This window comes from Thioalkalivibrio sp. ALJ21 (assembly GCF_000378605.1).
Taxonomy (GTDB): Bacteria; Pseudomonadota; Gammaproteobacteria; order Ectothiorhodospirales; family Ectothiorhodospiraceae; genus Thioalkalivibrio.
This window is the reverse complement of sequence record NZ_KB905156.1, coordinates 1,023,791-1,035,551: the sequence shown is the minus strand read 5'-3', so window position 1 is coordinate 1,035,551 and position 11,761 is coordinate 1,023,791. Positions and strand designations below refer to the sequence as shown.

10 protein-coding genes are annotated in these 11,761 nt (G+C 67.6%); 3 read left to right on the top strand and 7 right to left on the bottom strand.

The window, feature by feature from the left end:
• Nucleotides 1–104 precede the first annotated feature (104 nt).
• Nucleotides 105–854: a Nif3-like dinuclear metal center hexameric protein gene (locus F579_RS0111005; protein ID WP_026300960.1), complete on the bottom strand. Its 750-nt coding sequence runs from the start codon at nucleotides 852–854 to the stop codon at nucleotides 105–107.
• Between the two features lie 67 nt (nucleotides 855–921).
• Between F579_RS0111005 and F579_RS0111000 the strand changes: the two genes are divergently transcribed.
• A complete protein-coding gene (locus tag F579_RS0111000) occupies nucleotides 922–2,040 on the top strand; it encodes a S1C family serine protease (protein WP_026300961.1) in 1,119 nt (372 codons plus the stop codon).
• A 43-nt stretch (nucleotides 2,041–2,083) separates the two neighbouring features.
• Here the strand turns inward: F579_RS0111000 and F579_RS0110995 are convergent, their stop codons facing one another.
• The 6 genes from F579_RS0110995 to pepN form a co-directional block, all read right to left on the bottom strand.
• Nucleotides 2,084–2,992: a copper resistance D family protein gene (locus tag F579_RS0110995; protein ID WP_019023178.1), complete on the bottom strand. Its 909-nt coding sequence runs from the start codon at nucleotides 2,990–2,992 to the stop codon at nucleotides 2,084–2,086.
• A gap of 3 nt (nucleotides 2,993–2,995) precedes the next feature.
• Nucleotides 2,996–3,364 (bottom strand): copper resistance CopC family protein, encoded by a 369-nt coding sequence (locus F579_RS0110990; RefSeq protein ID WP_019023179.1) that lies wholly within the window; start codon nucleotides 3,362–3,364, stop codon nucleotides 2,996–2,998.
• Nucleotides 3,365–3,466: 102 nt separating this feature from the next.
• Nucleotides 3,467–4,891, bottom strand: coding sequence for a multicopper oxidase family protein (locus F579_RS0110985; RefSeq protein WP_019023180.1), 1,425 nt, complete (start codon nucleotides 4,889–4,891; stop codon nucleotides 3,467–3,469).
• Nucleotides 4,891–6,420: a TolC family protein gene (locus F579_RS0110980; RefSeq protein WP_019025622.1), complete on the bottom strand. Its 1,530-nt coding sequence runs from the start codon at nucleotides 6,418–6,420 to the stop codon at nucleotides 4,891–4,893. Before F579_RS0110980 ends, F579_RS0110985 begins: the two co-directional genes overlap by 1 nt.
• A 146-nt stretch (nucleotides 6,421–6,566) precedes the next feature.
• Nucleotides 6,567–7,007: a hypothetical protein gene (locus tag F579_RS0110975; RefSeq protein WP_051076689.1), complete on the bottom strand. Its 441-nt coding sequence runs from the start codon at nucleotides 7,005–7,007 to the stop codon at nucleotides 6,567–6,569.
• 235 nt (nucleotides 7,008–7,242) lie between these two features.
• Nucleotides 7,243–9,882 carry an aminopeptidase N gene (gene pepN / locus F579_RS0110970; RefSeq protein ID WP_019023183.1) on the bottom strand — a complete coding sequence of 880 codons (2,640 nt, stop codon included), beginning with the start codon at nucleotides 9,880–9,882 and terminating at the stop codon, nucleotides 7,243–7,245.
• A 391-nt stretch (nucleotides 9,883–10,273) separates the two neighbouring features.
• Here pepN and F579_RS0110965 point away from each other — a divergent pair, with 391 nt between their 5' ends.
• Together F579_RS0110965 and F579_RS0110960 are read left to right on the top strand one after the other, a co-directional pair.
• Nucleotides 10,274–11,095: a TatD family hydrolase gene (locus F579_RS0110965; RefSeq protein ID WP_019023184.1), complete on the top strand. Its 822-nt coding sequence runs from the start codon at nucleotides 10,274–10,276 to the stop codon at nucleotides 11,093–11,095.
• 120 nt (nucleotides 11,096–11,215) lie between these two features.
• A complete protein-coding gene (locus F579_RS0110960; RefSeq protein WP_026300963.1) occupies nucleotides 11,216–11,761 on the top strand; it encodes a glycine cleavage system protein R in 546 nt (181 codons plus the stop codon).

Here is an 11,761-nt window from a genome sequence, read left to right as displayed (position 1 = left end):
CAGACGCACCCGATCGATTATAAGTCATTCATGATAAAGGCGGGATTTCAGCGCCCCCGGCAAGGGCAGATTGCCCCGCGAATGTGCGCACGCCGGGGCGCCGTTCAGGCTGGGTTGTCGATGTCGATGAACCGGTGCTCCAGCCCGAACCGCTCGGCGCACCACTCCCCCAGGGCAGGCGCCCCGTAGCGCTCGGTCGCGTGATGCCCCGCGGCGAAGTAGTGCACGCCCGTCTCGCGCGCCTCGTGAGTGGTCTGCTCGGAGATCTCGCCACTGATATAGGCATCCACACCCTGCGCCGCTGCCTCCATCAGCAACGACTGTGCCCCGCCGGTGCACCAGGCAACACGCCGAATCGGCCGCTCGCCGCCCGGCACCCACAGGCACTCGCGCCCCAGCACAGCGGAGATGTGGTCACGCAGGCCCGCCCCCGACACCTCGGCGGCGGGGCGCCCGTGCTGGCCCACGCCGTCCTCGCGCAGCACCCCCTCGATCGCGAATCCGAGGCGATTGGCCAGTTGGGTGTTGTTGCCCAGCTCCGGATGCGCATCCAGCGGCAGGTGGTAGGCCACCAGGTTGATATCGTGCTCCAGCAGCCGGCGCAGGCGTTCGCGCTTCATGCCGGTGACCACCTCCGGCTCGCCCTTCCAGAAATAGCCGTGATGCACCAGGATCGTGTCGGCCCCGTCCGCGATCGCGGCCTCGACCAGCGCCAGCGATGCCGTCACCCCACTAACGATGCGACGCACCTCGGCTCGCCCCTCCACCTGCAGCCCGTTCGGGCAATAGTCGCGAAAGCGCTCCGGCTGGAGCTCTTCGTTCAGGGCCTGCATTAATACGTCCCGTTCGATCACGATCGGTTCTCCGGCTGGACCGGGATCGGCGGCTGTGCAGCCCATCCCATTTCGGTATATTCCCTATATGGTGAATTTCTCGCGTTTCCTGCTGCAAGCCGCCCTGACCGGCGTGGCGATCGCCGTGGTCGTCGCCGTGTTCTTTCCGCATGTGCTCGACCGCGATCGGGCCGAGCAGGCGGAGCTGCAAGTCGCCACCCCGCTCTCCACAACCAACGGGGCCGCGGTCAGCTATGCCGACGGGGTCGAGCGGGCCGCGCCGGCCGTGGTCAACATCATGACCTCGCGCGTGCTCGACACCCCCGGCATCCTCGACCTGCACGAGTTCTTTGGCCAGCCCATGCCCCCGGGCGACACCGAGCAGGCCAGCCTGGGCTCCGGCGTAATCATGACCGATCGAGGCCATATCCTGACCAATCACCACGTGATCGAGGAGGCCGACGCGATCGCCGTGGTCCTGCCCAATGGCGACGCCCATCCGGCCGAGATCATCGGCATCGACCCCGATACCGACCTCGCCGTCCTGCGCATCCGCACCGACGAGGTGGCAGTGGCCACGGTTGGCCACTCCCGCGACCTGCGCGTCGGCGACGTCGTACTCGCGATCGGCAACCCCTTCGGTGTCGGGCAGACCGTGACCCAGGGGATCGTCTCCGCCACCGGGCGCAACCAGCTCGGGATTAACACCTTCGAGGACTTTATCCAGACCGACGCGGCGATCAATCCCGGCAACTCCGGTGGCGCGCTGATCAATGCCAAAGGTGAAGTCATCGGCATCAATACCGCGATCTTCTCGCGCTCCGGGGGGTCCCATGGCATCGGCTTCGCGATCCCGGTGGACCTCGCCCGTGACGTGATGACCGAGATCATCGAACAAGGCTATGTCGCCCGCGGATGGCTGGGGATCGAGGTCCAGGCGATGAACCGCGAACTGGCTGATTCCTTCGGGCTGGATGCCCCACGCGGAGTGCTGGTCGCCGGCATCCTGCGGGACGGCCCCGCCCAGGAGGCAGGCATCGAGATCGGCGACGTGATCACCCATCTCAATGGCGACGCGGTCAACAGCCCGCGCGAAGCCCTGAATGTCATTGCACGAACCGATCCAGGCGCCGACCTGTCGATCAAGCTCCTGCGCGACGGCGAGGAAGTCGAACTCGAGGCGACTGTCGCCCAGCGCCCGATCTGATACCCAATGGCACCTCCCGGATATCCGGGAGGTGCCCCTTTCTCTACCCGTTGGCCGGGGAACTGACCGTGGTCAGTACGGCCGTGACCAGAAACACCAGCCCCACCAGCCCGATCTCCAACCCAATGCTGCGCCGCAGCCGCTGCGGGGCCCGGGGTTCGCCCCGCTCGAAAGCCGGTACCAGGCGCCATTTGTTGGATGCCGCCAGTAGCAGGAGCAGGGCCACAATCAGCACCTTGCCGATCAGGAACTGCCCGTAACCGGTCGTGAGCAAAGGTGTGACACCGCCGAGCAGCAGCGCAGCCAGCACAACACCGGCGAGCACCAGCAGGCCGACACCGAACACCGCCACCCGACCAAAGCGATCCAGGATACGTACGGCATCCGCTCCGCCAGGTGGGCGCCCCGCCAGGCGATACAGCGGCCACAACGACCCAACCCAGAAGGCCGCCGCCAGCAGGTGGAGCACCAGCAGCCCGCCCAGCAACCAACGGGGTTCGTCGACCGTGTGCCCGACCTGCACGAAGGCAAGCATGACCAGCAACACGCCTCCGAGACTCAGACCATGCCCGAGCCCCGGCAGGCGTCGGGCATCCAGCAGGATCGCCTGCACCAGCAGCAAACCGCTCACGGCCAGGATCAGCTGAGTCCCCTGCGCGCCCTCGAATACGACGCCGAGCAGCATCGGATCGACTGCGGCGGCACCATTGCCGCCCCCGAGATACCCGGCCTGCAACGGCCACTCGATCAGGGCCAGCACGATCGCGACCCAGGCCGAGATCGCACCCGTGCGGCTGGCCGCCCGACGTTCCGGATCAGGCAGATCCGGAAACGCCAGGCGAAACAGCACCGCCCCGGCCGCCAGCAAGGCACCGGCATAGAAGCCGGCCGCCACCACGATCATGGCGACCGTCCAGGCATCCACACCGGCAAGCGCGGACAGCCAGGCCACGGCTCAGTCCTCCACCGTAAAGCGGAAGGTCCCGGACATCATGTGGCCGTCACGAGCCAGGCCACGCCAGCGCACCTCGTAACGCCCCGGTTCCAGGTCGCCGGCCGGGCGCACATGGTATTCCTCGGTCGGGTCATTGCCGGGCTGGTCTTCCAGGGAGACCCGGCCACGCGGGCCGATCACGTCGAACTGGGTAATGCGCATCGCACCATCGAAGTGAATCCCGATCTCCTCCGGGGTGCCCTGCACCGTGGAACCGTCCTCCGGGACATGCCCCATCTCGCCTTCGTGGGCCAGCAGGGGGCTGGCGAACGCCAGCAGCAGGGCCGCAAGGGCCGAACGCAGGGTATTGCGGGTACGAATCGTTATCATGATTGAGTTTCCTCTTTCTTAAGTGCAGTCGTGTCACAGCCCACCGGCCGTAGGCCACCGGGACCACCTTGCGGTGGCCCTGGCACCCGCGCCGGTGGAAGCTCAGTGGTTGTGGCCTCCGTGGCCATTGTGTCCTCCATGCCCCCCGCGGCCTCCGTGCCCGCCATGGGCATCGCGGCTGGGGGTCGGGAGCCCGTCGGAATCCGCCCCCGCGACCTTGCCGCGGCGCACCGGACTGCCGAAATCAGGATCACTGCTCACGCGGCGGGCCACCTCCCCGTCCGGGTGCCAGTACCAGCCGGGATCGCTGAAGTCCCCGGGCTCCTGGTCATCGCGCACCTTGATCAGGGTGAACATGCCACCCATGCCGATGTTGCCGAACGGCCCCTGGCCCATGCCCATCGGCAGGGTATTCTCGGGCCCGCGCATGTGGCCACCATCGGTGTGGTCCTGGTGATCCGCCATGCCGTGTTCGCCCATGGCCATATAGCCGGGCAGCAGCGTACGGATCTCCTCCTCGAGACCGGACTGATCCACGCCCAGGGTGTTGGCGATGCCGTGCCCCATCGGGTTCATGGTGTGATGCGTCATGTGGCAGTGGAACGCCCAGTCACCAGGTGGTGCGACGAACTCGATATCGCGGGTCTGGCCGACCGCGACGATCTCGGTGGTCTCCTTGCGCCACTGTTCGCGCGGCCAACGCCCGCCATCGGAGCCGGTGACCTCGAACGACACCCCATGCACATGCATCGGGTGGTTCCACATCGACAGGTTGCCCATGCGGATACGCACGCGTTCCCCGGTTCTCGCCACCAGTGAATCAATGGCCGGGAACACCTTGGAGTTCATCGACCACAAGTCGAAATCGACCATGATCGACGGATCGGGCGTGCGGGTACCGGGATGCAGGGCCCAGTTGTGCAGCAGGATCGCGTAGTCGCGATCCACCGGCTCGATCTCGCCGTCCTTCGGGTGGATGATGAACATCCCCATCATCCCCATCGCCATCTGCACCATCTCGTCGGCATGCGGGTGGTACATGTGCGTGCCGTGCTGGTTCAACTCGAACTCGTAGACGAAGGTCTCGCCCGGGTGGATCGGCGGCTGGGTCACGCCCTTCACACCGTCCATGCCGGAAGGCAGATGGATGCCGTGCCAGTGCACCGAGGTGTATTCCGGCAGGCGGTTGGTCACGTAGATGCGAACCTTGTCGCCCTCCACCGCCTCGATGGTCGGTCCCGGGGTGGTGCCGTTGTAGCCCCAGCACCTGGCCACCGAACCGGGCGCGAACTCGTGCTCGATCTCCTCGGCGACCAGGTGAAACTCCTTCACGCCGTTGTTCATCTCGTACGGAAGGGTCCAGCCGTTCGGCGTGTGCACCGGCATGTAGCCCTGCTCGGTGCGTTCGCCGGGCGTGGTTTCGCCCTCGTTGTGGTGCTCGTGACCCGTTTCGGCCATTACCCGGGTCAGGGTAGTTGCCGGCAACATTGCCGCGCCGGCGGCCAGCAGGAAGTTACGCCGTTTCATCAGTGATGCCCTCCGTGACCGTCGTCGCCGTGGTCACCGTGATCGCCATGGTCATGATCCCCGTGATCCCCGTGATCCCCGTGATCCCCGTGATCCCCGTGATCCCCGTGATCCCCGTGGTCTCCGTGGTCTCCGTGACCGCCGTGACCGCCGTGGTCCCCGTGATCCATCGCGGACGGGTCATGCTCGAGTGCGTCGGTTTCAAGATAGCCCTCGTCACCCGGCGCCCCGCCCGGCAGCTCGCCGGCCACGGTGAAGGCCAGGTCGACCCGGGCCCGCCAGTACTCGCCCAGCGCGGCCACCGCGCGCTGCCAGTCGGCCAGCTCCTCCTGCTTGGTCACCAGCAGGTCGAAGACATCGTCGAACATGAAGTTCACGCGCTCCTGCATGCGCTCCAGCTCGATTTCGCGGGCAGGGAGCAGTTCGTAGCGTTTCGTGCCGAACTTGTCCCGGTGATGGGCCAGCCGCACGAAGTGCTGGTGGACATCGGCGGTCACCGCCTGCTCCAGCCGGGCCCGGCGGGCCTCGCCGTCCTCCAGCCGCGCCTCGGCCCGCGCGATGCCGGCCTGGTTCTGGTTGAAGATCGGCAGGGTGAAGGAGATGCCACCGCCCCACAGGCGAGTGCCGTCCGTCTCGCGTTCGAACTCGATACCGGGCTCGATATCCCCCAGCCAGCGATAGCGCCGCACCAGAGCCACACCCTCGGTGAGCCCCTCCAGGGCGTGATCCAGGGCCCGCAGATCCAGACGCTGCTCCAGCGCCTGCTCGACCAGGGCATCGCGATCGTCCACACCGGCCAGCGGCAGCGGCAGCTTGCCGGGGACCTCCCAGTCGTCGACCTCGCCGGGCAGGCCCATCAGGTGAGCCAGGCGCAGCCGGGTCTCACGCTCGCGCTGACGCGCATCCTCGAGTTTCAGACGTGCTTCGGCGGCACGAATGTTCAACTGGGCACGCTTCAGGTCGGTAATATTGCCGGCGTCAAAAAAGCGCTCGCCCAGTAGCGACCCGAGATCCGCCGCACGGGTCTCCAGCGCCTGCACCTGGGCCCGCTGGCGCGCGGCCACCGCGTCATACCAGGCACGCTCGGTGTCCGAGGCCAGGGCCACCATGCCTTCGGCCAGCTGCAGACGGGTGGACTCCCAGTGGGATTCGGCAATGTCCTGACGGGCACTGCGCATCAGCAGGCCGGAGACCCCCCAGGCCAGGCCGACCCCCGTCTCGTTGCCGCCACCGCCCTCGGGGCGCATCACCGACAGCGACAGGGTGGGATTGGAAAACTGGGCGGCTTCGACCACATCGGCGGCCGTCAGATCCAGCTTGGCGTAGGCCTGCTGCATGCGCGGGTTGCGCCACAGGGCCTGATGAATGGCCTCCTCGAGCGTCAGCTCGCCAGAGGGGCGGGGCATCTCCGACTCGGGCAGGTCGATCCCCTGCACCGAGATGTCCTCCGCCAGTTCGGAGCGGTCCAGCTCGGGCGCGGTGACCGCGCAACCGGCGAGGAACAGCACCGAAACGACGGGGAGCAGCAATCGGGTTGCTCGCATCGTGAAAATCTCCTTGATCGGACTTCGATTCCGCATCCCGCGCGAACGCGCGACACGGCCTTGCCATCCGCCACCACCGGGTGGAACCCGGGCATACGGACAGCCCCGGCGCTCGGGCCGGTACAGTCAGATCAGGAGAGGATCGGGGGTCGGTATAACGCGGCCGCAGGCGGACCGCTCTGGAAGGAATACAGCGTAATGGCCTGCGTCACCGGGGCCAGCAGGTGCATACTGGTGATGGACGGCATGCCCTGGCAGTGGCTGCAGGCCGAGCAGCTCGCCAGACAGGCCGCGTCCACGCAATCCACGTGCACGATCACCCCGCTGGCGTCAGAGGAATCGGATGCTTCATGGGCGTGGTCGCCGCCATGCCGAGTATCGGCGTGATCGTCCTGCGCATGGTGATCATGGTGGTCGCCGTGCGCGTGATCATGTGAGTGATCATGGGCCGCGTGATCCGCAGGCTGGTCGCCCTTTGACTGGGCCCCGTGCATCGCATGCCCGGCGTGACCGCCTTCCTCACTCGCGACAGCCGCAAGCGCCGGCAGGCCGGCGATCGCCAGCACCAGCATCCAGCACAGCAGTCGATGGAAGACCCGTTTCACGTCGGCCAAACCCTCATCTCAGGAGGCAGCAGCCCAGTAACCGGGCGATACGCTACCACAACCCGCAGGCCTCAGCGCACCCCCTGTGGGAGCGTGCTTGCACGCGAAGCCCCGTCAAAGCCGGACGCGGGCAGGAGCATTCGCGTGCAGGCACGCTCCCACACACACATTCCCGTCGCCTCATCGGCGAGAGAGTCGCCGCCTACTCCGCCAGCGCGCGCTCGATCACGTCGCGCAGGTCGCGCGACAGTTCGAGCGCGGCGAGGCGCTCGAGTTCCGCGCGCATCTGCTCGCCGCGAACGCTGTCCACCTTTTGCCAGCGCGTCAGCGGCTGGGCCAGGCGCGCGGCGGTCTGCGGGTTCATCGCGTCCAGCTTCTCGACGAAGCCGCCCATGCGGCGATAGCCCTCGCCGTCTTCCTGGTGGAAGTGACGTTCATTGCGCGCCATGAACGGCCCCAGCACCGCGCGCACCCGGTTCGGGTTGGTCCAGCGGAACCCGGGGTGCTCCAGCAGCGCCTCCAGGCGCTCGAAGCCACCCGGGACCTGACTGCCGGCCTGCAGGCCGAAGTACTTGTCCAGCACCAGCGGGTCGTCGCGGTAGCGCTGCTCGAAGTCCGTCAGCAGCACCTCGCGGGCCTCGTGATCCAGCTCGTTCACCGCGTTCAGCGCACCCATGCGCATGGTCATGCTGCGCGCCTTCTGGTACTGCGCCAGGGCCTCGGGTACCGCGGCCTGGTCGCCGGCGGCCACGCGCAGCGCCAGCAGGCGGTTGCGCAGCTGGCGCCGGCCCATCGCCTCGGCGGTGAAGGCCCCGTTGTCCACATCGTCCAGCTTCGGCTGGATCTGCTGCATCGCACCCGCCAGCGGGGCATAAAGACGCTTCTCCAGGTCGTCGCGCTCCATGCGCAGGCGCACCGGATCGACGCGCTCGAACAGCTCGGCCAGCTCGCGCGTGGGCGGCAGCTGCAGGATGGTCGCCAGCAACACGGGCTCGATCGCCGGGTCCTCGATCAGGGCACGCAGGGCGTGTTCGGTGGCGGCCTCCAGCGCGGAGTCCGCGGCGTCGTGCTCGATACGCGCGCGGATGGCGCGACGGAACAGGGTCTGCGCGGCCTCCCAGCGGGCGAAGGCATCATCGTCATGCGCCAGCAGGTGCGCCAGTTCGTCCACGCCCTGGTTGGCGTTCAGGATCACCGGGGCTGAGAAGCCGCGCAGCCAGGAGATCGCGACAGGCTCGGCGGACAGATCCTCGAAGCAGAAGGTGTGCTCGGCGGCGTCCAGCTCCAGCACCCATTCGTCGCGCGCGGCTTCGTCGCCTTCCCGACGCGCGCGGATGCGCTGGCCGTCGGCATCGAGGAAGGCCATGCGCACCGGGATCACCACCGGCTCCTTGTGCGCCTGCCCCGGGGTCGCAGGGGTCTCCTGCGCGAGCGTGATGCGGGCCGGGCCGCCGGGACCGTCGAACGCGGTGCTTGCGGTCACATGCGGCGTGCCGGCCTGGGTGTACCAGCGCTTGAAGCGGGAGAGATCGCGCCCGCTGGCCTCGGCCATCACCGCGACGAAGTCGTCGGTGGTCACTGCCTGGCCGTCGAAGCGCTCGAAGTATAGGTCCAGCCCGCGACGGAAGGTCTCGCGCCCGATCAGGGTGCGCAGCATGCGGATCAGCTCCGCGCCCTTCTCGTAGACGGTCAGGGTGTAGAAGTTGTTGATCTCGGCGTAGTGGTCCGGGCGCACCGGGTGCGCGAGCGGTCCGGCATCCTCCGGGAACTGGAAGGCGCGCAGCATGGCGACATCGTCGATGCGCTTGACGCCGAACAGGGTGCAGTCGGTGGTGAACTCCTGGTCGCGGAAGACCGTGAGCCCTTCCTTGAGCGACAGCTGGAACCAGTCGCGGCAGGTCACGCGGTTGCCGGACCAGTTGTGGAAGTACTCGTGGGCGATCACCGACTCGATGGCAACAAAGTCGCTGTCGGTGGCGGTGTCGGGGCTGGCCAGCACGTACTTGGCGTTGAACAGGTTCAGTCCCTTGTTCTCCATCGCCCCCATGTTGAAGTCGTCGACCGCGACGATCATGTACACGTCCAGATCGTATTCGCGGCCGAAGGCCTCCTCGTCATAGCGCATCGCGCGCTTCAGCGAGGCCAGCGCATGGTCGCAGCGATCGGCGTTGTGCGCCTCCACAAACAGCTCCAGCGCGACCTCGCGCCCGGACATGGTGGTGAAGGTGTCGCGCTGGCAGGCCAGATCCCCGGCGACCAGCGCAAACAGGTACGACGGCTTGGGGAACGGGTCCTCCCACACCGCGTAGTGGCGCCCGCCGTCCAGCTCGCCGGCCTCCACGCGGTTGCCGTTGGCCAGCAGCACTGGGTACTGCGCCCGGTCCGCTTCCAGGCGCACGCGGTAGGTGGTCAGCACATCCGGACGATCGGGGAAGAACGTGATGCGGCGAAAGCCCTCCGGCTCGCACTGGGTACACAGCATGCCGCTGGAGGCGTACAGGCCTTCCAATGCGGTGTTCTGCTCCGGGTGGCAGCGGCTGACAATCTCGAGCCGCACCGCCTCCGGCAAGCCGTGCAGCAGCAGGCCCTCGGCATCCTGCTCCAGCAGGCCCTCGCCCGGCTGCGCCCCATCCACGGTCAGCGACACCAGCTCGACGCCATCGCCGTAGAGCCGCAGCGCCCCGTTCGGCTCCGCCGCCTGCGGATTGCGCCGTACCGCCATGCGCGTGGTCACCTCGGTGGTCGCCGCCGCCAGATCAAAGTCCAACTCCAGGCTCTCCACCACAAACGCCGGCGGCTGGTAATCGCTCAGATAAACCGCCTGGGGACTCGCATCACGCATTCCAAACTCCCGATCAAAAGCTCTGCACAAGGTTTAACACGCCCACACGGCCACAGCCCCAAACCCGGACCACAGCCCCGCCATTGCAACGCCGGGGTTCCTCCCAGAGATTACTCGCTGCGCTCGCCCTCCGGGCCGGCCTGCGGCCGTTCAACGCGCTTCGCGCTTTTGTGCCACGTCGCTGCGCTCCTCGCGATGACGCTACTGGTTTCCCGTCATTGCGAGGCGCCGAAGGCGCCGCGGCAATCTCCCAAAGCTGGCAGAGCGATGGGCTCGCACGCCGTGACAACCCACGGCCGCGCAGCGCACTGCGCGTTCTTGGGATTCGCCCCATCGCAATGACGGCGCCGGGGATCTGGCGCTGCGCGTCCAATCCGTTAGCATACCGCGCATGGAATGGATCGATATCTGCTTCAACCTCACCCACGAATCCTTCAACAAGGAACGCGACGAGGTCCTCGAGCGCGCCCGCGAGGCCGGCGTCTCCTGGATGCTGATCACCGGCGCCGACGCACACCAGAGCGAGAAGTGCCTGGAGATCGCCGACCAGTACCCGGACTGCTGCCGCGCCACGCTGGGCGTGCATCCGCACCTGGCAAAGCAATGGACCGACGCGATCGCCGCGCGGTTCAGTGACCTCGCCCGCGCGGACGACAACGTCGTCGCCATGGGCGAGATGGGGCTGGACTACAACCGCGACCACTCGCCGCGCCCGCAGCAGCGCATCGCCTTCGAGGCCCAGCTGGAGCTGGCCGCGGATCTCGGCCTGCCGGTATTCCTGCACGAGCGCGACGCCCACCACGACTTCGCCCAGATCCTGCGCCGCTGGCGCGACAAGCTGCCGGCCGCCGTAGTGCACTGCTTTACCGGCGAGGCCGACGCCCTGGCCGAATACCTCGACCTCGACTGCCACATCGGCATCACCGGCTGGGTCTGCGACGAACGCCGCGGCACCCACCTGCATCCGCTGGTCCCGCGCATCCCGCGCGGCCGCCTGATGATCGAGACCGACGCCCCCTACCTCCTGCCACGCACCCTGCCCAAGGGCTCCGGCAAGAAGATCGGCAACGGCCGGCGCAACGAACCCGCCTTCCTCCCCCACATCGGTGAATACGTGGCCCAACTGCGCGACGAGACCCCGGAAGACCTCGCCGCCCACACCACCGCCACCGCCCGCGCCTTCTACAACCTCCCCGAAACCGCCGACGCCTGAGAGCAGCGATGGTGCCGTTCCTCGAGCGGTGGCGCAGTGAGCAACATCCAGCGCATTGTCATGGCCTGCAAGGGCGCGCAGGATGGTTGGCCCGATAGCGATTCGTGTGAGGAAGTGCGTATGAAGACTTCGGTGATTCTGACGGTGATCGGGCCGGACCGGCCGGGGCTGGTGAGCGCGGTGGCGGCGCGGGCACGGGCGGCGGGCGGTAACTGGCTGGAAAGCCGGATGACGCAACTGGCCGGACAGTTTGCCGGAGTGGTACTGCTGGAGGTGGATACCGAGAATGCCGACGCGCTGGAGGCCGCGCTGCGCGGGCTGGCAGGCGACTCGCTGCAGGTGCATATCCAGCGCGGCAGCGAGCTGCCCCCGGCGGCGCGGCATCCGGTGGTGCTGGACCTGATCGGGCACGACCGACCGGGGATCGTGCAGGACATCACCGCCGTACTCTCGCGCCACGGCGTGAGCGTCGAGACGCTGGAGACGGCCTGCGAACCGGGCTCGATGACCGGCGAGCCGATGTTCCGCGCGAAGGCCCGCCTGGGCGTTCCCGAGGGCCTGGACCTGAACACCCTGCAGGATGACCTGGAAGCCCTGGCCAACGAGCTGATGGTCGACCTCGAACTCCACGACCCGCTGCAGGAACCACCCGAGGCCGTGGCCTGA

Excerpts from the sequence above, each read along its gene's own strand:
- F579_RS0111000 (WP_026300961.1), top strand. The coding sequence starts at position 922 with ATGGTGAATTTCTCGCGTTTCCTGCTGCAAGCCGCCCTGACCGGCGTG.
- F579_RS0110990 (WP_019023179.1), bottom strand. The coding sequence starts at position 3,364 with ATGATAACGATTCGTACCCGCAATACCCTGCGTTCGGCCCTTGCGGCC.
- F579_RS0110985 (WP_019023180.1), bottom strand. The coding sequence starts at position 4,891 with ATGAAACGGCGTAACTTCCTGCTGGCCGCCGGCGCGGCAATGTTGCCG.
- F579_RS0110975 (WP_051076689.1), bottom strand. The coding sequence starts at position 7,007 with ATGCTGGTGCTGGCGATCGCCGGCCTGCCGGCGCTTGCGGCTGTCGCG.
- pepN (WP_019023183.1), bottom strand. The coding sequence starts at position 9,882 with ATGCGTGATGCGAGTCCCCAGGCGGTTTATCTGAGCGATTACCAGCCG.
- F579_RS0110965 (WP_019023184.1), top strand. The coding sequence starts at position 10,274 with ATGGAATGGATCGATATCTGCTTCAACCTCACCCACGAATCCTTCAAC.
- F579_RS0110960 (WP_026300963.1), top strand. The coding sequence starts at position 11,216 with ATGAAGACTTCGGTGATTCTGACGGTGATCGGGCCGGACCGGCCGGGG.